Below are 21,635 nucleotides of genomic sequence, written 5' to 3' on the forward strand. Positions count from 1 at the left end.
GTTAATTTTTTATTCTGAAGAAGGAAGAATCGCACTAGAAACTCCACAACAACGAGTAAACTAAATTGTAAGAAAACCACATAATTCACTCGGGTTTTTTGATATATTTGCAATTCCTAAAATGCAAAAAATATGAACTTGAAAAATCTTCTTGCCCGTGTGGTATGGTGGCGGTATTGGAAACAACCGCAGCGCTCTTTTTGCAGCGTAGGACACCTATAGCTATGCGGGTTTTATATTTCCTAAAATGCAAAAAAATGAGTACAAACACCCTTTCCAAAGAAACCGAATCTCGTTTAACAGATTTCTTCAACCAAACAGTTGATCCAGAAAGTCTGGCAAAAGCTATTCGACAAATCAATTATTTAATTGCTTTAAGTATAATTCGGGATTGCGAAACCTTTCAGACGGAAAAAATAAATCTTGAAAAAGGTTATTATTGGCTGAATGAATTAGCCGAGATTTTGAATCCTTATTTTGAGGTTGAAGATTAAGAAAATGTAAAAAGCCACTGCGAAGTGGCTTTTTTATTTTGTGGATTGTCTTCCGTTTATTGCGTTTTGAATTTCGAGAATACACGCATCTAAATTCTTTTTGATATCGTTGCTCCAGAATCGTAAAATCTTCCAGTTTTGAGATTCTAAATAGGTGTTTACTTCGATATCTCTTTGCATGTTTCGTTCGATTTTTTTGATCCAGAATTCGCTATTTGTTTTAATACGATTTCTGTCAATATCCCAGTTTTTTCCATGGAAAAATTCTCCGTCAACAAAGATCGCTAATTTGATTTTTTTGAATGTGAAATCGGGTCTTCCAAAAACTGTTTTATTATTTCGACGATATCGATATCCTAATGCCCATAAAGCTTTTGCTAAACGAACTTCGTCTTTTGTATTGGTGCTTCGAATAGCACTCATTAGTTTGGATCGTTGTTCGGGAGTTAGGAAGTCCATAATGAGTAAATTTTAATTACAATTTACTCATTATTAATGAAATATAAACGCAAGTTATGTTTTAAATTTTATTTTCTTATTTTGGTATGAATTTGATATTTAGATGATTTCCTCTTCAAGCAATTCTCTCAATTTAGACATAAGATTTGGTCTATATACGCAGTAAGTAAAGTTATCTTCATTAGCTAATAATTCTCTTAATTCAGTTTGGTTTAATTTAGCACTATAAAAAACAATTTTGCAGTTTGGATTCACTGATCGGATGTTTTGAATAACTTGGTCTCCATCTATTCCATGACCTTCATTTTTTAGATTATAATCTACACAAAATAATAATTCACTAGGTATATTAGATGCTATATTCGAAAATTCATTAGAATCGTTCTTTTCTGTAATACTTAATTTTACTTTAAATTCCTTTTCCAATTCTTTAATCTCATCTTCTACTGAAGGAAGGTATTCGATTTTGTCTTCAACCCAAATAATATCAATTACTCTAATCATACGTTACTTTATTTTTTAAATGTTAAAATTAATTCTACTCCTTTTTTTATTTTATTATTCACAGTTATATTCATGTTTTCCGAAGATTCAATAATACTATTAACATGGAAAAGGCCTAAGCCGGAACCTGATGTAGTTGTAAAGCCCAAGTCAAATATATTTTTTACAGATTCTTCGGGTATGCCAATTCCGTCATCTCTGAAATTAACATTTAAATTTTCTTTTGTAATTTCATAATCGACGGTCATTCTTGTTGATTTGGCTCTTATTGAATTACTGACAAGATTGTCAATTATTATAGTAATTTCAATTGGCTTAAAAGTACAAATAAATGAATTTTGATTAGAGTTCAGATTATTCGAGATAATCTCAATGTCTTCCGATCTTATAGGTATAACAATATTTTTAAGATATTCATGAATAAATTCAAGTATATCTCCTTCAACTTCTTCTGCATAAAGTTTAAAATTAGCCTTTGTTGCAAATTGAGAAATAGCTAAGATTTTTCTGTTTTCTAAACTCATTTGCCTTAATTTATTTCCAATAACTTCATTAGGAATTTTTTCTCTTCTATTAATCCTTTTGTGTAAACCAGAAATGTAATTATTTAAAATGTCGGCTGAAATACCAATACTGTGCATGAAACTTACTATTTCGTCAAGTTCTTGTGACTTCACAGATTTTAAAAACAGGTTTTGAGATTCTTTTTCTTTTAAAGAATTTTCTGCTTCTTTACGTTTATTTTCCTCATCTATGGCTTTTTTTTCAGCTTCTTTCCTTCTGTTTTCTTCATCTATGGCTTTTTTTTCAGCTTCTTTCCTTCTCTTGATTTCTTTTTTATAATCACTTTCTTGATTGTCAATAATTAATAATCCTTTTTTATCATTTGCGCGAATTGCAATTTCTCTAAGGGTATCAAATTGGGGTAAATTTTGTTCTTCGACATTCTCTGTAATATAATTTATTAGCTCATCAGAATATTCTATTAGTTGAATATTTTTTTTGCCCGCTATGTTTTTAACAAAATCTAACACTTGATTTTTAGCAGTAAGATCTAGTGTTTCTTGATTGTCGCCAACCCTTTTACTTATTTTCCATAAAATTGGAGCTACAAAGCTCTCTAATTTTTTTAATGATTCAATAAAAAAATCACGTAGTTCTTCTGTACCAGGGCTATTAAGCAGACCACCATCGCGACTTGAAGTTTCTTGAAATTGTTCGGTGTTTTCTGAAATTGAAACTTGCCCAATTAACTCTCGGGTTCCTAGAAATCTCGCATAACCTTGAGCTTTTCTTTCATTTATATTAAAGGGATCATTGTTCGGTTCACCAAAAGGTAATACTCTGAATCCATTATTAAAAAGGAATATCGAACCAAATTCAGCGGAAGTTATGCCCATTGTTTTTGTGAAACTTGACTTGGCATGTGTATTTAAATAAAAAAGTAAAATATTTGATTTGGAAGGAATGTGCTTATATTTATTAGGTTCTTTTATCTTATATATTAGATTTCCTCTATCTATTAAGGTTGTTTCGATAAAATCTTCATCTTCCATAATAGAAACTTTGATTTGAGTTGTAGCGATATTTAATGCTTCGAAAACAAAGTTTTTTACTTCTCCGTTCACAATATCAATTGAATTAGCGGATTCAAGATCCTTTTTTAATTCTCTTTGACTAATAAATTCAATAGAAAATTCATTCTGAAGAGTAAATGGGTTAATTAATTTGGCCAAGGATTTTTTGAGATCAAGAATTTTTTTTCTCGGCCATACATTTCGAAGATTTGAAATTTCTAATATTAATCCATTTTCAAAATTTTTAAATTTTGTGGAATTAGCATTACTGTATTTAATTTCGATATCTCCAAATTCATCTAAAGCATCATTTTCATATTCATCCCAGTCAAACTTTAAGTTCCAATAAATTGAATCATTTATCTTTTTTGTTGTCATCTCTAGTGTTGAACCTAGTCGATCGCTACCCATTCTTCCGATGCCCTTTTGACCAGCATAGCTTCTGTTTGGATTTATTCTATCTCTATAGGATTTGTTTTTGTCTTCTTCAAATTCTACATCTTCAATACCTTCATTTTTTGCAGAATACGCAATAAAGAGCCATTTGTCGATAATATCTCTCCTGTTCATTCCTTTCCCATCATCCCAGATCGTAATTTTATCTTGATCGAAAATTATTTTTACTTTTTTTGCATGTGCATCAAACGAATTTTTTACTAGTTCAAAAACAGCAACAAAGTCATCTGTTATTAAGTTTTTCCCTAATATGGTTTTTAACTGAGAACTTATTCTAAATTTAAATTCATCAAAAAGTTCCCTTTCTTTAATTATTCTATTTTTTTCTGGAGAAATTTTTATTTCAGAGTTTTTTTCTTCCCAAATTTCTGGAATTAAGGAATTGTAATTTTTTCGACCAGATTTATTTGTTACATATGCTCTAAAACCTAATAGTTGATTTTCAACTGAACGAACAGTTCTGTTTAGTTCATTTGCTAGAATATGAATTTTTGGATTGTTTTCATGAATTCCTTTTCCATCTATTTCAATATATAACTCACATATTTTTTCAAGCTCTTTTTTATTAAAAGGCTGCCCAGTTAGGTCATTCTTTTCTCCGCCAGGAATTCTTTCATATTTTGCCATTATAAAATTTCTTTTAAATGTTTTTGAATGGTTTCTCCAATAACTTTTGCTAATAATGGAGGGACTGCATTTCCTACTTGTGTATATTGAGGCACTTCAAATTTTCTCATATCTCCCCCTGTTGTTGTTTTAGATCTAAATTCATACCAATCCGGAAATGATTGAAATCTGGCCATTTCACGTACGGTTAATGTACGGGGTTCGCTTTGATCATAATGGCATAAGTCATCAGGGATAGTTAATTGTGCTGGTGCTGGTTCTGATCTTCTTAATGCCCTTTGTGAATGTTTACGAGTTGGAATAGATTTAATTAATGTTTCAATTGTTTCAATGTTGGCGGGAACTTTTGATATTTCTTTTCCATTTTCAATAAATAATAATTTATGCTTTGAAAATTCTGCTGTCAGTTTATTTAATAATTCTTTTGGAATGTCTTTACCTGTCAATAAATCAGTAGCTCCCTTTTTTAACCCGTTTTGAAATTGTTCAATAACTTGATAGAATCTAAATCTTGATTTTACCATAAAATTATGTTTTCTAACTTCGTGATTTTTGATGTAAATTGGATTGTCTACGCCTTTGGAAAATGCATTATTAATGAAGTTAACATATTTATTTTCAGTGTTGTTAAGTTTGTATTTGATGAATGTGTTTTTCAAATCTTCGATCGCATCGCTTGTGTTAATAAAGTTATTATTAGAATGAGAGATCTTTGGGAGAATTACACCATCAAATAAATTGGGATGATTTTCAATATCGTAATACTTAAATTCTTTTTCAGAAATGTTTTCTAAATTTTCCTTATTTTCAATTACTAAATCATAGAATTTTTTAGATGTTAAAAGAATTTCATTATTTGGGTAAAATTTTATTAGTTTATTAAATATGTCTTTCCTGTATGCCTGTAAAATAAATCGAGGTCTATTTTGAGGAACTCCAAAATATTTAGAGTTTAACATCATACAAACAGGAATGAATCCCTCTAAAACAAATGCTTTGGAAACTTCTAACCATGCATAGTATTTTTTTTTGTTTTCTGTAAATGGAGAAGTGATTCCTTTTACATTTTCTAATAAAACAGTTTTAGGTTGTACCATTCCTGCAAATTTTGCAAAAGAAAGAGGAAGAAGGTTTTTATCATTGTTTTTTTCTCTTCTACCTGCTAAACTAAAACTTTGACAGGGTGGCCCACCAGAAATTAGATCGATATTTTTTGCTTTAAGCTCTTTTACAATTTTTGGATTTTGAGAAAAAAAATCTAACAAATCATCAATATTTCCAATTAATAATTTTTCTTCTAAACTTGTATTTTTATTTAAATCCGAAAATTTTCCTTTTGAAGTTGAAAAGGGATTTTCACGTAATCTATTTTCTAAATCTTCTGAAATGTAATTACTTTTAATCCAAAGTGATCTACTTGCAGTTTTTTTTTGTTTTGAAAGAGAATGTAAATCTTCTTTTAATATATTATAAGCAAAAGTTTCTCCTGCCATAGGAGATAATTCATTAGCAAAAAACAATTCGAATCCAGCGGCTTCTAATCCTAGACTCATTCCTCCGCATCCTGCAAACAACTCAATATGTGTCAATGTAATATAATAATTTATTTTTAGAGATGTAAAGATAGTTTAAGATACTAACTTTTAAAAAAAAGTTTAAGTTTATTTTAATAACAAGAAAAAACTTATTTATCTCTCCTTCTTCCCCCACTTAATCTTCATTTTCCCATCATCATCAACAGCAAGTAAATGAAGCACAATTCCACGTTCCCGAACCGCATCGCGTTCGGCTTTGCTGGCGAGTTTCGCATCGTTTTTAGAATTTCTTAGTGGGATTGTGAGGGCGAGATTGGTTCCTCGGCTGAAAGAATAAATTCCGTCAACATCGATGTTTAGGACGTTTGAACTTATGGTTAGATTATTAATGTCAATTTGTTCGCCGCGCATATTAAGGTGACCGGATAAATCGCTGAAAGTTATATTATTGACATCGCGAAACGGAAAAGCAAATTTGCCAATTTTTACGATAGGCTCAAAGTTGAGTAACGCACCTTGATTGACTTTGAAATCTAGTTTTCCATGCATTGAATTGGTTAATAATTCGCCTTGACTGTTGATAAAACCGTTTACGTTTGCTGTGCTGGTCAATCTGCCTTTTATGCTATTTGGATTAAAAGATTTGATTCCGAAGTTGTTGAACGATTTTAAAAAACTCGCAATATCAACTCTGTTTACCTGAGCGTTTGAGCTAAAAGCATAATTTTTCCCGCTTGGTAAAAGCTCGCTGTTAAAAGTAATGCTTCCGCCAGAAGTTTGAAGCGAACCATTTTTTATAACCAACTTAGAATCCTGCATTGAGATCCTTGCAGTTGTGTTAGTTGCGGTTAGTTTGTTATAATTGATTTTATCTGCTTTAATATCAATTACAACAATACAATTTTCGATTACGTTTCGCAAATGACTTGAAATAGTTGTTTTTTTATTATTTTTTACAGCTGTTTTCTTTTTTTGAGAAGTTGCCAAAACACCAAGAAATTGTTTAAGATCGATATTGGGACAGTAAATGTTCCAGTTCACAACCATAACTTTCGGGTGCATCATAATATAAATTTAAGAAATTATCGATTTTTCCTTCTATAAAAATTGTATTCTTTTTGTGTTTGTAAGCGATTTGTTTAATAAGCAAAGCCTTCTCTGTAAAATCAAGATGAATGTTTGTTTTTACTGCGTGAACATTTTTCGGGATATAATGAAACGAAGCGTTATCGACATCGACATTTCCTATAAACTTTGGTTTTTTAATGTATAGATCAACAATATCAAACTGAAATTTTAAATTTGCTTTGGCGTGGCCTTCAGAGAAATGTATCCACTTTTCGTTGCTTACTTCGTTGAGTCTTTCGATATCAAAATCAGAACTTACGATTCCGGTTGCGATGGGCTTCTCGAGATTGCTAATTACAACTTGCGGAATTGAAAGCGGGATATTTTGATATTCTCCCGAAAATTGGGTTAAAATTACAGCCGAGTTTGGATCGTTAAACCCATTTTTTGGTTTGAAATTGTTTGTAAAAATTCCTCTGAAATTACATTTGTCAATTCGTCCGTCGGGAATGGTGAGTTCGTTGTTTTTGGCTACAGCCTGAACCACGATTTTAGGATCATCGTGAACATTTAAATCACCTTTCAGATCGCAGTTTACATTGATTGGTTTTTTCAAATCAAATCGATTCAATTTAGAACTAATATTTCCAGATAATAAATGTGAAGCGTTACTCCATAAAATACGCGTATTAATATTGATTCCGAAAAGGGAATTGGTTTTACCCACGTTAAAATAAGCCGCAATATCAAATGAATCAGAGCCAATTTTTAAGTTTTTGGTTGAAACATCGATTTTTTGTTTGTCGGCTTGATAAGAAACAGCCAGAGTTCCTTTGAGTTCTTTTTGTTTGGCAAAACTTCCGTGAACGGTATTAAAGGCTAAACTGTTTATTTGAGTATCTAAAAATAAATCGGTATTCCAGTCGTCTCCGTTATACTCAACTTTTGAGTTTAAATTATGAACACCAAAATCAAACAATTTATTTCCTAATTGATTATCAATAATAATATGAACATCATTGAGGTCAATTTCGTCGATTGTAGTTTCGGGTTTTGATTTATTTTTGGGAGATTTTTTCTTTTTTGGTTTAAAAATATCAGAGTTTGTGTAGCCATCTTTGGTTTTATAAATATAAATATCGGCGTCGTTAATCAGTATTTTATGAATGTTGATTTCTTTTCGCAGTAAATTCCAAACATTTAAACGTGCTTCAATTTCCTGTGCTTTTAGTAAAGTATGGTGATGGGTATCCCATTTGTTGTCTTTGAGTTCGACATCTTTTAAAGCTAAAGTGAAATTAGGTAAACCGGTTAGAAACTTATATTGAAAATCGCCAATATGAAACTTTCCGTTTATGTTTTCATTAATTTTTGTGTTTATTTTAGCTATAATTTCTGATTTATTTTGGTTGAAATATAAAGCTAATCCGCCGCAAGCCAGCAAAAGTATTCCAACTAAGGCAATGACAAAAATACCAAATCGTTTGGCGTATTTTTTAAACCCTGCCGATTGAAAAAATGTTGTTACGTTATGTAATGTTGTGTGCATTTTGATGAATTTCCTGCCCATTATAGATAAGATAAAATTGAGTAATTTCAAATATAAGTTAAAACTTACAATTATTTTAATTTTTAGCAATATAATTATTGACGATACTTTTATAATCAAAACTAATTTGCTTATGGTGTATGATTTGTTTTTAATTTTTAACTTTGTACCTCAGTTTTGCAAGTATTAAAAGTCTCCCGAGACGAAAGCTGAGAATAACTTTAAAGAAAAATAATTATGGCATTAGCAATAACAGATGCTACTTTTGACGAAGTGGTTTTAAAATCAGATAAACCAGTAATGGTAGATTTTTGGGCAGCATGGTGCGGTCCTTGTAGAATGGTTGGTCCAATCATTGACCAATTAAGCGATGAATATGCAGGTAAAGTTGTGGTTGGTAAAGTAGATGTAGATGCTAACCAGGAGTTTGCTGCTAAATATGGTGTGCGTAACATACCAACCGTTTTGGTGTTTCATAACGGTGAAGTAGTAGGAAAACAAGTAGGAGTTGCTCCGAAACAAACCTACGCTGACAGCTTAGACGCTTTGTTGTAATCGTAAGATTATAATTTATATAAAAAAGGTTTGACGAGAGTCAAGCCTTTCTTATTTTTTAAATATTTGAGATTTTTTTGCCGAGAATTTCACGAATTCCCACTAATTTTTTTATTTCAGATTTGATTGGTTTTTATCATTTCAGCCAATACTATAATTTGTAAAAATTCATGCAATTCGTGGTAAACTTTTTTTATTTTTAACGCGTCTTATATTCCTTTAAAAATGAAAATTCTATACACTTTTTTTTCTTTTATTATATTGATTTCAATTGGTTTTTCTCAATCAAAAGAAAAAGAAAGTGTGTTTTTAGAAAATGGGGTTTCAGAGCAATTGGCACAATTTCGAAAAAAACAGATTTCTGATATTCGATACGAATTGTCTTTTGAAATTCCGAATCAGAAAGAAGAAAACATTAATTCTCATTTGAATGTAAACTTGAAATTGTCTGATTTAAGCCAGCCTTTGCTTTTAGATTTTAAAGAGAAATTTCAAAACATAAAAACGCTTGAAGTAAACAGAAAAAGTATCGCAATTGTTTATGAAAAAGGGCATATTATAATTGCTTCTTCGGCTTTAGTTTTAGGAAAAAATACAGTCTCTGTTTCCTTCATCGCAGGCAATTTATCTTTAAACCGAAATGATGATTTTCTTTACACACTTTTAGTTCCTGATCGTGCGAGTACATTATTCCCTTGTTTTGACCAGCCAGATATAAAAGCGACTTATAAACTGAGTCTTTCTGTGCCAAAAGATTGGTCGGTTTTGGCTGGAGCCGATGTAAAAGAGAAAGTCGAAAAAGGTGATTTTACGAATTATGTTTTTGGGGAATCAGATAAAATGAGCACATATTTGTTTTCTTTCGTTGCCGGAAAATTTAAAAGCGTTACGAAAAAACCAGGTTTAGAGATGACAATGTTGTATCGCGAAAATAATCCTGAAAAGATAAAAACCAGTACTGATACTATTTTCGATCTGCATCAACAGTCTTTAGATTTTTTAGAAAAATATACCCATTATAAATTTTCGTTTCAAAAGTTAGATTTTGCTTCAATTCCCGTTTTTCAATATGGCGGAATGGAACATGTTGGCGCGATTCAATATAGAGAATCGACTTTATTTTTGGACAACAGCGCAACTGACAGTGAGAAATTAAACCGAGCGAAACTTATTGCTCACGAAACTTCTCACATGTGGTTTGGTGATTTGGTAACGATGAAATGGTTTGATGATGTTTGGATGAAAGAAGTTTTTGCCAATTTTATGGCCGATAAAATTATGAATCCAATTTTCCCGAAAGTCAATCATAATCTGCAATTTTTTACAGCGCATTATGCTAGTGCTTTCGCAGAAGATCGATCTTTGGGGACACATCCAATTAAACAGCATTTGGCAAATTTAAAAGATGCCGGTTCGCTTTATGGATCCATTATTTACAACAAAGCTCCAATTATGATGCGCCAGCTTGAAGCTTCGATGGGAAAAGAATCGTTTCAAAAAGGAATTGAAAAATACATTAAAAAATACGCCAACGACAATGCCGACTGGAATAATCTCGTAGAAATTCTGGATGTCGAAACGCCGCTTGATATGAAAAAATGGAGTGAAGTCTGGGTCAATAAATCAGGCAGGGCCGTTTTTACAGATAAGATTGAATACGATTCTAAAGACCGAATCAAAAAATTTGAAATTCAGCAAAACGCCGAAGATAAATCCAATAATATCTGGCCTCAGGTTTTTCAAATTGGTTTCGTTTATGATGATGATGTGAAAGTTTTAAACGTTAATATTAAAGACAAAGACCTTATTTTAAAAGAAGCTGCAGGACTTGAAAAGCCAAACACAATTATTTACAATTATAACGGTTTTGGATACGGGGTTTTTCCGCTTGACGGAAACAATTTAGATTATATTACTGCTTTAAAAGATGAGGTTGCGAGAGCTTCGGCTTACAGTAACCTTTATGAAAATATGCTGATTGGAAATGTTTCTGCGGATGAGACTTTTAATTGTTTTTTTAAAGGAATCCAATTCGAAGAAAATGAATTGGTTTTGCGAATTGTATCGAATAATCTGAGCTCTATTTACTGGAGATTTTTAACCCAAAAACAACAAGATAGAGTTCAAAATTTACTTAGTTATACTTTATACTCACGCCTGCAGACTAATTTATCTGCTAATATAAAAAAGACCTTATTTGGTTTGTTTAGTTCAACTGCGTATTCCGCTTCGGCGAAAGCTAAATTATATCAAATTTGGAATAAAGAAATCGTAATTCCGGGTTTAAAATTAAATGAAGACGATTTTACCAACATAGCGATGAATTTAGCGATTTTCAAACATGAAAAAGCAGATGAAATATTAGAAAAAACAAGAACAACTATTACAAATCCAGACAAACAAAAACGTTTTGAATTCCTGCTCCCGTCATTGTCAAAAGACGAATTGGTTCGCAATGCTTTTATGGAATCTTTAAAAGACGATAAAAACCGTGAAAAAGAATCGTGGGTTTCGGTTGGTTTAAGTAATATTCATCATCCGCTGCGTCAGGAAAGTGCGCAAAAGTATATTAGATTTTCATTAGATTTGGTTGATGAAATTCAGCGCACGGGAGATATTTTCTTTCCGAAAGACTGGCTGGATAATATCGTTGGGAAATATTCGTCGAAATTTGCTTTTGATGAAGTACAGCGATTCTTAAAAGAAAACCCTAATTTTAGTCCGATTCTGAAGAGAAAATTATTCCAGGCAGCAGATTTGCTTTATAAAGCACAAAATATTAAAAAAGAAACCGAATGAAAATCGAATCGGAAATAGAGAAAGTTTCAAGTTTTCAGCACCTCGAAATGCTGGCAAATCAAGTTGTAGAAGGTTTTATATCCGGAATGCACAAAAGTCCGTTTCATGGATTTTCGGCTGAATTTGCTGAACATAAAGTCTACAACGCAGGCGAAAGCACTAAACATATCGATTGGAAATTATTTGCCAAAACAGACCGTTTGTATACGAAACGTTTTGAAGAAGAAACCAATTTACGGTGTCATTTAATTGTAGATAATTCTTCGTCGATGCATTATCCTGAACTAAAAACGGATCAGCCATTTTATGAAAAGAAGATTGGTTTTGCAGTTTTGGCTTCGGCGGTTTTAATGAATATTTTAAAGAAACAGCGCGATGCCGTAGGTTTAAGTGTTTTCTCTGATAAATACGAATATTATGCTCCAGAAAAAGGAAGCGATCGTCACCACAGAATGCTTTTGAATAAACTGGAAGAATTATTAGTGCAGTCAAAAGTCAAAAAAACGACCGATACCATTACGTATTTACATCAGATTGCAGAGAAAATGCACCGTCGTTCGATGATTATTTTGTTTACAGATATGTTTCAGGCCGAAGATGACGAAAAGCTTTTTAACGCTCTACAGCATTTAAAACACAACAAACATAAAGTAGTTTTGTTTCATGTGGTTGATAATGAAACCGAATTGAAATTTGATTTTGATAATGCACCAAGAAAGTTTATCGACTTAGAATCGGGAGAAGAAGTTTCGATTTTTGCCGATAATGTTAAAGTTGAATATGAAAAAAGGGTAGAAGCTTACTTTAAAAACCTGGCTTTAACCTGCGCAAAGAATCAAATTAAGTACGTTCCGGTAAATGTTGGCGATAATTTTGAAAAAATATTGACTACATATTTGGTTGAAAAACAAAACTTTGGCTAAGAATTTAAAAATTTATTTCATTTTTTTTATCAAAACACTTGCAGAAACGAAATTCTGTACTATCTTTGCAACCGCAATAACGCAGAGGTTTGGTAGTTCAGTTGGTTAGAATACATGCCTGTCACGCATGGGGTCGCGGGTTCGAGTCCCGTCCAGACCGCAATATTGGGAGAAGCCTTTCTTAACAGAAAGGCTTTTTTGCCCAAATACGGTATCTAAGATTAGTTGTGTTGTTTTGCTGCGACTTTGTAACTCGCAGCTGGTTTAGTAGTTAGACCAATGAAAAGCTTTCCACTTTTGTGGATGGCTTTTTTGATTTAAGACATATTGAGTTTAACCGCAAAGAGCACTATAATTTACGCAAAGTCCGCAAAGTTTTTTTAAGCTTTGCGGATTTTTTGCTTATAATGATTTATTGAATTAGATTTTAAACATAGCCCGTGGTTTAACCACGGAAATACAAATTGTGATCATGATTGCGTCCCTGTGGTTGAACCACGAGCTATGTTTACAAGAATAAAAAGCACGAAAAATCTTTGTTTAAGCGATAGGCTTTGATGAAGATTGTCATTTTTAATTTGAATTTGGAATTTCATAAGATTGGAATTTATTTAAAATCAACCAATTAAAATTTTCTCAATTTTAATTCATCAAAACCCTTGCAGAATCCAAGTTCTGTTGTATTTTTGCATTCACAATAACGCAGTAGGTTTGGTAGTTCAGTTGGTTAGAATACATGCCTGTCACGCATGGGGTCGCGGGTTCGAGTCCCGTCCAGACCGCAATATTGGAAAAAGCCTTTCTTAACGGAAAGGCTTTTTTGTTTTAACTGCAAAAGAGCTAAGACTAAGATTTACACAAAGCCCACAAAGGTTATTTAAGTTTTGGGGGTTCTGTTTGGGATATTGTAGTTCAAATATAGTCCAAGGTTTCAACCTTAGACGTATTGTAATGATTTATATTGTGGCAATGCATTGCACTCCAATGATTGAAACCATTGGTTATGGTTTTAATAAAAACTTTGCGTTTGTGTGAACTTTGCGAGATTAAAAAAATTCTGCGAATCTTCGCAAAAAACCTTTGCGGATTACTGTGGAATAACGCTTTATTACCCTATCTTGCAGCCGTTAAAAAACAAAAATATAGAATGAAACAGCAATGTGTAATTTTTGATATGGATGGCGTGATTTCTCACACCAATCCGCATCATGTGAAGGCTTTTGAGGCGTTTTTCGATAAATATCAAATTCCTTATACCAACGAAGAATTTGAAGAACATATGTACGGAAAACATAATAGTTATATTATGACGCATTTCTTCAAGCGCCCAGTTGCGGGAGAAGAACTTCTAAAACTTGAAGACGAAAAAGAAGGAATGTTTCGTGAAATTTACAAAGACAAAGTCGATACGATTCCGCATTATTTGGATTTTTTAAGCGAATTAAAATCTCGCAGTTTTAAAACCGCTGTTGCAACATCGGCGCCGCGTGCGAATCTTGATTTGATTATAAATACATTACAAATTGCCTATAAAATGGATTCGATGATGTCCAGCGAAGATGTTAAGTTTCATAAACCAAATCCAGAAGTATATCTAAAATCGGCAGAGCGTGTAGGTGTTTCTCCGTCTGATTGTGTGGTTTTCGAGGATTCTTTTTCGGGCATTACAGCGGGATTAAATGCCGGAATGAAAGTAGTTGGCGTTTTGAGTACGCATACAAAAGAAGAGCTTCCTGTATGTGATTTTTATATTAATGATTATAGTGAAATTAATGCCGATAAAATTTTGGAATTATTAAACAGCTAAAATTTTAAGCCATATAAGAAATATAAGTTCATTTAAATAAATGAGTATAATTTGAATTGCCTCCTGCTTTAGCTGGAGGTTTTTTTGTGTTTGAAAAGGAAAGGCTTTAGCCGAAAATTTGATTTTCTATATGAAAAAAATAATTAGAATTGAAGGTATATTTGCCTATATAAAATAAATGTTCCTGATGATTTTTGCAATATTTTAAATTATAAAATTATGAGTACAAATCATTTTTCAGAAGAAATTGAAACAAGAATAAAAGACTTTTTAATTCATTCCATCGGACGAAAAGATTTAGCAAAAACAATACGACAGGTAAATTACGCTCTTTCGTTATGCTCAATGCGAGGTTGCGAAACCTTAGAATCTGAATTACCAAACATGGATGATAATTTTTATTGGCTAAATAGATTAGCAGAAGTTCTTGATCCTTATTTGGATGTTGATTAAATAAAAGATATTATTTTCATTTCGACGAAAGGAGAAACTAAAACAGCAAATCGACAAAAATTGAGATGTTTCCCAATAATTTTTTCATGTGTACAACCCGTCGTGGTGCTAAAATCTCCATTCGTCAAGATGATAATCTTTGTGGTTACTTTGTCTTCAATGGATTAATCCCGAAGCTTCGGGACGTTGCTGCAAAACAAATCATTCCTTTGGAATTTTATATAGCGTTCCGTAGGAACAAATTATATTATAGGGATGGATTTTAATCCATCTTCGCAATCATAATCGTCATTTTTTTGTCATTCCGAGGAACGAGGAATAGCACTAGTAACTCCGCAAAGAAAAGCGCCAATCTTTGTAGATCTGCGCGTGAGATTCCTCGGAATGACAAACTAGATGGATTTTGGATTGTTTATAGGTTATAAATCATTTCTCTGCTGCAATCACAAGTGCGTTCCCGTCGATAATGACATTTCCGTCAGGGAATTTTTCATTTACTAAAGTAAAAACTTCTTGTTTGATTTTTTCTTTCATCGAATCATCAGCATTGCTGAGCGCAGCAACAAAAGGTGCGGCAATTTCTGTGATCAGATTCCAATAAACGTCTGCAGTACCGCAATTTAATTTGCCAGTTAGTTCTGTTTCGGTAGTATTTTTAAATCCGGCCTGTTTAAAAATATCGGTCATTAAACCGCTTTTCGAACAGCGAAACATACCCGGAGCTTCGGGAGGCGGAGGAGTGAGCTGCATGTTTCTGTTAATTGTTCCGCCAACAGCAGTGACCCAAAAATTTTTCTCAGGACCGCTCCAAACTGCAGCTGCGATTTTGCCGCCAGGTTTCAGAACCCGATACATTTCTTTTGCCGCTAAAAGCATATCTGGAAAAAACATAAAACCCATTCGACAGCTTATGGCATCGAAGGTATTGTCGTAAAAAGGAAGTTCGCTTACATCGCAAGCAGTAAATTCAACATTTGTAATTCCTTTTCTAAAAGCATTTTCGCGGGCAATTGTAAGCATATCGTCAGCGAGATCTGTAATAACGACTTTTCCGTCAGAAAGCATCGTGGCAATGCTCAAACCCGGTTCGCCAGTTCCAGCCGCGACATCTAAAATTACGTCTGATTCTTTTGGGTTTATTGAACGAATGATTTCATCGGCAAAAGGCCTCATAAAATCCAGAATTTCATGATCCCATTTTTTCCAGCCTGGAGAAAATTTGTTCCAAGATGCTTTCTGCTGTTCTCGAATTTCTTGTAGTTGTGGTTCCATTTTGTTTATTGTTAGGTTGTTGAAAAATGAATTTTATAACCGAAACAAAATTTGGGGAATTTGTTCTGTAATAGGCAAAGAGAAGAGTTTTTTGGCAGATTTTTTTTGATTGGCAAAGATACGGAAGAAATCTTTTTGTTGGATTGGTTTTGGTGTTAATTGTTTTATTATTAGTATTTTGTGTTTATGTTGACACTTCGTTATTTTTTATTTTTCGAATAATTTCTTTAGAAACATCACTGATGTTTTCGCTGATTCGGAAAGTATAATTTTTTCCATCTAATCTGCATTTATGGCAATCTGCTGAATGATAACTATAATCATCTAAATCCATTGTTGTATCGCAAACAGGACAGTTAGGTTTTAAGTCGGTAATTTCAAATGATTGTCTGTGAGCCAACCATTTATAATCCCAGCTCCATTTTGAGTTTTTTACTCCAAAAATATCACTTTTATAATTTTTGTAATGATTATATGGAGTTTTGCTTTCGTGTGATTTTTCTGAAGTAAATCCACGTTTTAGTCTTAACTTTTCAAAACGAGTAATGATAATTAAAAAAAGCACTATCAAAATTGCAAAATATAAAGGGATTTGCATGTTGAAAATTTCCTTTAACCATCCAAAATTAAAAAAATTAGATTTTGAATCTTCTGGTAATTCGATATATAGCTTCAAGATAAAAAAGAAACTTGCTGTTATAAAACCTGCTAACCATTTATCGATAATCCATGAGTATATTTTTTTCATTTATTCTATGTTGAAATTCGTTATGTTATTATGTTTGGTAGTTAATTTGTGCTATGTACAAGTCTATAGAATTTTTTCCCCGTCTCAGTTACTACATATAAAGTGTTTGGTTGTCGACTAACTATATCGTAAGATTCTAACAATGCTAAAAATTTTGTAGAAACGTCTGAAGACTCTGCTGGGGAATATCCTTTTTGAATATAAAATATGATATTTTCATATTGTTTAAGCTCTTCAGGATTACTTTTTACTCTATCAGCAAAAAGAGATAGTTCATCTGAAGGGGTGATACTATTGTCTGTTTCAAGAAGTTTTTCTAAGGTTACAGTTGGTTCTTTTTTTGATATTCTTGTATTTGTAAATTCAGTTGTTTTATTTCGAGGTTTTTATCTTCTACGAGTTTGGCAAATCTTTCTTCTTGCTTAGAAATTTGTTCTCTTAATTCAATTGATTGTTCTATGCTTAACAATTGTTTTCCATCGACTAAATTTTTTTGGTCGACCCTCCATTTATTGAATTTTAATGAAAGCCAATATGCACCATTGGTTATAAAAGGAACCAGAGTTATAATGAAGATTGAAGAAAGTAGAGGGAAAATAAATATGTTTTTAAAAGCTGAAAAATTAGTGACTATGTAATCAATTTTGTCTTGGGAAACAAAAAAGGTCAGATATATAATTTTCCAGTTCCATAAACACCATGAAATTATAAAAGAACCATAAAACGGGCTAGTCGTTCTTTCGTATATAATTTGATCAAATGACTTTTTTAAATCGTCTATCATTTTTACGTTGTAAGTTAATTTTGAGAGTTTCAAAAATAAAAATAGAAACCAATAAAATGATATTGTAGTAAATTGCTTATCAACAATTTTAATAACAAAAAGTAAAATGCACCAAAAACAAAAAAGCTTCTGAAAAATCTTCAGAAGCTTTTTTAGTGCGGATAATAGGACTCGAACCTACACGCCTTGCGGCACCAGATCCTAAGTCTGGCATGTCTACCAATTTCACCATATCCGCGTAATTGTGGGTGCAAAGATAAGCATACTTTCGAATATTCAAAGAAAAATTTCAAAAAAAATATTAATTCTCTTTTTTGTACTTTTGGTTTTCTATAAAAATAATTTAAATGGAAAATATTAAGTCCTACGTTCAACAACATAAAGATCGGTTTATCAATGAATTGATCGAATTATTAAAGATTCCGTCGGTAAGTGCTGACACCGCATATTCTCAAGATGTTATTGACACAGCAGAGGCTGTAAAAGAAAGTTTATCAAAAGCAGGCTGCGATTTAGTTGAAGTTTGCGATACTCCGGGTTATCCAATTATTTATGGAGAAAAAATAATCGACCCAAATCTTCCAACAGTTTTAGTTTACGGACACTACGATGTTCAACCGCCAGATCCATTAGAATTATGGACTTCACCACCTTTTGAACCAGTTATAAAAACAACAGATATTCACCCGGAAGGTGCAATCTTCGCCCGTGGAGCGTGTGACGACAAAGGTCAGATGTTCATGCACGTAAAAGCACTTGAATATATGGTGCAGAACAATGTGTTGCCTTGTAACGTAAAATTCATGATTGAAGGTGAAGAAGAAGTAGGTTCTGCAAGTTTGGCCTGGTTCGTAGAACGCAATCAGGAAAAACTGAAAAATGACGTTATTTTGATTTCAGATACTGGAATGATTTCTAACCAGCAGCCATCGATTACGACAGGTTTAAGAGGTTTGAGTTATGTTGAGGTAGAAGTTACAGGTCCAAACCGCGATTTACATTCTGGTTTATACGGCGGGGCAGTGGCGAACCCAATTAATATTTTGGCAAAAATGATCGCTTCTCTTCACGACGAAAACAATCATATTACAATTCCGGGATTCTATGATAAAGTTCAGGAATTATCTGCAGAGGAAAGAGCTGAAATGGCAAAAGCGCCTTTTAGTTTAGAAAAATATAAAAACGCTTTAAACATTGCTGATGTTTATGGCGAAAAAGGTTATGTAACAAACGAGCGCAATTCAATCCGTCCGACTTTAGACGTAAACGGAATTTGGGGCGGTTATACTGGCGAAGGTGCTAAAACGGTTATTGCGAGTAAAGCGTTTGCTAAAATCTCGATGCGTTTGGTTCCAAATCAGGATTGGGTTGAGATTACAGAACTTTTTACAAAACATTTCACAAGTATTGCTCCGGCTGGAGTTAAGGTAAAAGTTACACCTCACCACGGCGGACAAGGTTATGTTACGCCAATTGACAGTATTGGATATCAGGCTGCAAATAAAGCGTATACAGAAACGTTTGGAGTTCCGGCAATTCCGGTTCGTTCTGGTGGAAGTATTCCAATTGTGGCTTTGTTTGAGAAAGAACTAAAAAGCAAAACGATTTTAATGGGATTTGGTTTGGACAGCGACGCAATTCACTCGCCAAATGAACATTTCGGAATCTTTAATTACTTAAAGGGAATTGAAACTATTCCATTGTTTTATAAATATTTTGTGGAGCTTTCTAAGTAGTTTTTAACCGCAAAGTTCGCTATGGTTTTTGCTCGCAATCCCGGTAGTTATCGGGAGCAAGGTCGCAAAGATTAATTTTTAAGATATAGAATCCGTTCAGAAATGAACGGATTTTTTTTGGAAAGAAACAAAGATTTTTTCAATTGCCTCCAGCTTTAGCTGGAGGTTTTAAAAGAGATTAGCATTGGCTTTAGCCGAATTATAAGTATTGTTTTTATATAAATGCAGTGGAAATTTGGCTAAAGCCTTTTTTCTTGTATTCCTTCTATACCTCCAGCTAAAGCTGGAGGCAATTGAAAAAATATCCTTTAAATCTCTGTTACTTTGAAACTTAAAAGAAATTTTTCTTAAAAAAATTTGCATATTAAAATTTTAACTCTACATTTGTAGAGCAAAATCTATGAATGTAGAACAATAAAGGATTGTTTAAATCCTAAGAGAAAAAAACTTAGAACCTTAGCAACTCAGAATCTTAGAACCTTAAAAAAAAATGCAGCTATCAAACTCAGAAGAACAATTAATGGAACATCTTTGGAAGCTTGAAAAAGCTTTTATGAAAGATTTACTGGGAGCGTATCCAAAACCAAAACCGGCAACAACAACCGTAGCAACGCTTTTAAAACGAATGATTGACAAAAAATTTGTTGCTTACAATGAATTTGGAAATTCGAGAGAATATTATCCTTTGGTAAAAAAAACAGATTATTTCTCAAAACATGTAAAAGGACTTATTAGCAATTTCTTTAATAATTCAGCTTCGCAGTTTGCTTCGTTTTTTACAACCGAAACAAATCTATCCGCTTCAGAATTAGAAGATCTTAGAAAAATTATCGATTCAGAAATTCAAAAAAAGAAAAAATGACAGACTTTCTAATAAAATCAGCAGTTAGCTTAAGCGTTCTTTTGGCTGTATATCATTTGTTCTTGAAAAAAGAAAAAATGTTTCGTTTCAACAGGTACTTTCTATTAGTCAGTTTATTGTTTTCAATAGTGATTCCTTTTATGTCTTTTGAAATTCAACAAGATATTCCTATTGTGTACAATAATGCAATTCCGTTTCCGACTAATACAGATCATCTTCCGATTCAAACAGAATTAATAAATATAAACACAGAAGAACAAACCAATTACTGGCTTTTACTATTACGGATAACTTATGGTTTAATTACTTTAATACTAAGTTATCGGTTTGTTCAAAATATTCATAAAATCACATCTAAGGCTAAAGTATCTAAAATCATTGTGCATCAAAACATAAGAATGGTGTTACTATTAGAGGAAACATTGCCTTATTCTTTTTGGAATTCCATTTACATGAATCAAAATGATTTTGAAAATGGACTAATAGAGCAAGAATTGTTTACGCATGAAATTGCCCATGTAAAGCAAAAACATACTCTTGATGTGATTTTTATAGAAGTTTTGAAAACGTTATTTTGGTTCAATCCTATCTTTATTTTTTACAAAAAAGCCATTCAGCTTAATCATGAGTTTTTGGCAGATGAAAATGTAATAGCATCACATAATGATGTTTATTTATATCAGAATCTTTTGCTCAACAAATTCAACATTTCCCAACCAATTTATTTAACTAGTAATTTAAATTTTTTATCAACAAAAAAACGACTTATTATGATGACAAAAATCACTTCAAAAACAAAAGCTTTAATGATGCAGTCTTTAGCTGTTTTAGGCCTTTTAACCATCTTTTTGATATTAGCTTTCAAACCATTGCCATTGAACAGCAAAAAAACTATAGTAATTGATGCCGGACATGGAGGAGAAGATATTGGAGCGCAAATTGGTGCCGAGCAAGAAAAGAAAATTGTAGAAAATATTGCGAATAAAATAAACTTATTGAATGGTAAAGATGAAATTGAAATTATTTTGCTTAGAAAAGATGACAGCTTTATTCAATTAAGCGAAAGAGTATCGAAAATAAATAAGATAAACCCAAGTTTGGTTATTTCTTTACATATAAATAGTTCAAAAAATTTGAATGAAAATGGGATAAATGCATATGTTTCAAAACAAAATGCTTTTTATGAAGAATCAAAGGAGAAGGCTGAAAATTTAGTTGATAAAATCTCAAATGGAAAACTTGCCAGAGGTGAGGTTAAAGATGCAAACTACTTTGTACTCAAAAATTCAAAATGCCCTGCATTATTAGTAGAAATTGGCTATTTGTCAAATGAAAATGACAGAACTTATCTGATTAGCGAAAATGGACAAAATGAAATTGCAAATAAAATCATTGAATTCATAAAAATATAAACGTCTGCCAAGAAA

The 21,635-nt window shown here is 32.3% G+C and carries 17 protein-coding genes, 3 tRNA genes and 1 pseudogene; 11 read left to right on the top strand and 10 right to left on the bottom strand.

Going from position 1 to position 21,635, the window contains the following annotated elements:
• The first annotated feature begins 257 nt into the window (after positions 1–257).
• A complete protein-coding gene (locus AABD74_RS06490; RefSeq protein ID WP_406845018.1) occupies positions 258–494 on the top strand; it encodes a hypothetical protein in 237 nt (78 codons plus the stop codon).
• Positions 495–527: 33 nt separating this feature from the next.
• On the opposite strand, the gene AABD74_RS06495 is transcribed toward AABD74_RS06490, so the two are convergent.
• The 6 genes from AABD74_RS06495 to AABD74_RS06520 form a co-directional block, all read right to left on the bottom strand.
• Positions 528–953, bottom strand: coding sequence for a very short patch repair endonuclease (locus AABD74_RS06495; RefSeq protein WP_406845019.1), 426 nt, complete (start codon positions 951–953; stop codon positions 528–530).
• A gap of 99 nt (positions 954–1,052) precedes the next feature.
• Positions 1,053–1,457 (bottom strand): hypothetical protein, encoded by a 405-nt coding sequence (locus tag AABD74_RS06500; RefSeq protein WP_406845020.1) that lies wholly within the window; start codon positions 1,455–1,457, stop codon positions 1,053–1,055.
• A gap of 8 nt (positions 1,458–1,465) precedes the next feature.
• Complete coding sequence (locus AABD74_RS06505) at positions 1,466–4,117, bottom strand: ATP-binding protein (RefSeq protein ID WP_406845021.1); 2,652 nt, start codon at positions 4,115–4,117, stop codon at positions 1,466–1,468.
• On the bottom strand, positions 4,117–5,706 hold the full coding sequence (locus AABD74_RS06510; RefSeq protein ID WP_406845022.1) for a DNA cytosine methyltransferase: 1,590 nt from the start codon (positions 5,704–5,706) through the stop codon (positions 4,117–4,119). Before AABD74_RS06510 ends, AABD74_RS06505 begins: the two co-directional genes overlap by 1 nt.
• A gap of 99 nt (positions 5,707–5,805) precedes the next feature.
• Positions 5,806–6,717 carry an AsmA-like C-terminal region-containing protein gene (locus tag AABD74_RS06515; protein ID WP_406845023.1) on the bottom strand — a complete coding sequence of 304 codons (912 nt, stop codon included), beginning with the start codon at positions 6,715–6,717 and terminating at the stop codon, positions 5,806–5,808.
• Positions 6,656–8,269, bottom strand: coding sequence for an AsmA family protein (locus AABD74_RS06520; protein WP_406845024.1), 1,614 nt, complete (start codon positions 8,267–8,269; stop codon positions 6,656–6,658). The genes AABD74_RS06515 and AABD74_RS06520 overlap by 62 nt, the downstream gene beginning before the upstream one ends.
• Before the next feature lie 237 nt (positions 8,270–8,506).
• Here AABD74_RS06520 and trxA point away from each other — a divergent pair, with 237 nt between their 5' ends.
• The 7 genes and pseudogenes from trxA to AABD74_RS06555 all read left to right on the top strand — a co-directional run bounded on the left by trxA (position 8,507) and on the right by AABD74_RS06555 (position 14,806).
• A complete protein-coding gene (trxA, locus tag AABD74_RS06525) occupies positions 8,507–8,824 on the top strand; it encodes a thioredoxin (RefSeq protein ID WP_012023423.1) in 318 nt (105 codons plus the stop codon).
• Positions 8,825–9,049: 225 nt separating this feature from the next.
• Positions 9,050–11,623 (top strand): M1 family aminopeptidase, encoded by a 2,574-nt coding sequence (locus tag AABD74_RS06530; RefSeq protein WP_406845025.1) that lies wholly within the window; start codon positions 9,050–9,052, stop codon positions 11,621–11,623.
• Positions 11,620–12,546, top strand: coding sequence for a DUF58 domain-containing protein (locus AABD74_RS06535; protein WP_406845026.1), 927 nt, complete (start codon positions 11,620–11,622; stop codon positions 12,544–12,546). The genes AABD74_RS06530 and AABD74_RS06535 overlap by 4 nt, the downstream gene beginning before the upstream one ends.
• An 86-nt stretch (positions 12,547–12,632) precedes the next feature.
• Positions 12,633–12,706, top strand: a tRNA-Asp gene (locus AABD74_RS06540).
• Positions 12,707–13,254: 548 nt separating this feature from the next.
• Positions 13,255–13,328: transfer RNA gene (locus tag AABD74_RS06545), tRNA-Asp, on the top strand.
• A 365-nt stretch (positions 13,329–13,693) separates the two neighbouring features.
• Positions 13,694–14,221 (top strand): annotated as a pseudogene (locus AABD74_RS06550) (HAD family hydrolase); the annotation flags it as partial.
• Positions 14,222–14,572: 351 nt separating this feature from the next.
• Positions 14,573–14,806, top strand: a complete 234-nt coding sequence (locus AABD74_RS06555; protein ID WP_406845027.1) for a hypothetical protein — start codon at positions 14,573–14,575, stop codon at positions 14,804–14,806.
• Between the two features lie 426 nt (positions 14,807–15,232).
• Here the strand turns inward: AABD74_RS06555 and AABD74_RS06560 are convergent, their stop codons facing one another.
• From AABD74_RS06560 to AABD74_RS06575, 4 genes are all read right to left on the bottom strand, one after another.
• A complete protein-coding gene (locus tag AABD74_RS06560) occupies positions 15,233–16,078 on the bottom strand; it encodes a class I SAM-dependent methyltransferase (protein WP_406845028.1) in 846 nt (281 codons plus the stop codon).
• Positions 16,079–16,262: 184 nt separating this feature from the next.
• Entirely contained in the window at positions 16,263–16,826 is a 564-nt protein-coding gene (locus tag AABD74_RS06565; RefSeq protein ID WP_406845029.1) for a hypothetical protein, read from the bottom strand.
• A 322-nt stretch (positions 16,827–17,148) separates the two neighbouring features.
• Positions 17,149–17,610: a hypothetical protein gene (locus AABD74_RS06570; protein ID WP_406845030.1), complete on the bottom strand. Its 462-nt coding sequence runs from the start codon at positions 17,608–17,610 to the stop codon at positions 17,149–17,151.
• A 156-nt stretch (positions 17,611–17,766) separates the two neighbouring features.
• Positions 17,767–17,848: transfer RNA gene (locus AABD74_RS06575), tRNA-Leu, on the bottom strand.
• Between the two features lie 109 nt (positions 17,849–17,957).
• Here AABD74_RS06575 and AABD74_RS06580 point away from each other — a divergent pair.
• The 3 genes from AABD74_RS06580 to AABD74_RS06590 all read left to right on the top strand — a co-directional run bounded on the left by AABD74_RS06580 (position 17,958) and on the right by AABD74_RS06590 (position 21,620).
• A complete protein-coding gene (locus AABD74_RS06580) occupies positions 17,958–19,346 on the top strand; it encodes a dipeptidase (protein WP_232677380.1) in 1,389 nt (462 codons plus the stop codon).
• Between the two features lie 490 nt (positions 19,347–19,836).
• On the top strand, positions 19,837–20,208 hold the full coding sequence (locus AABD74_RS06585; protein ID WP_406845031.1) for a BlaI/MecI/CopY family transcriptional regulator: 372 nt from the start codon (positions 19,837–19,839) through the stop codon (positions 20,206–20,208).
• Positions 20,205–21,620, top strand: a complete 1,416-nt coding sequence (locus AABD74_RS06590) for an N-acetylmuramoyl-L-alanine amidase (RefSeq protein WP_406845032.1) — start codon at positions 20,205–20,207, stop codon at positions 21,618–21,620. Before AABD74_RS06585 ends, AABD74_RS06590 begins: the two co-directional genes overlap by 4 nt.
• Positions 21,621–21,635 lie beyond the last annotated feature (15 nt).

This window comes from Flavobacterium soyae, assembly GCF_045348165.1.
Classification (GTDB): domain Bacteria; phylum Bacteroidota; class Bacteroidia; order Flavobacteriales; family Flavobacteriaceae; genus Flavobacterium; species Flavobacterium soyae.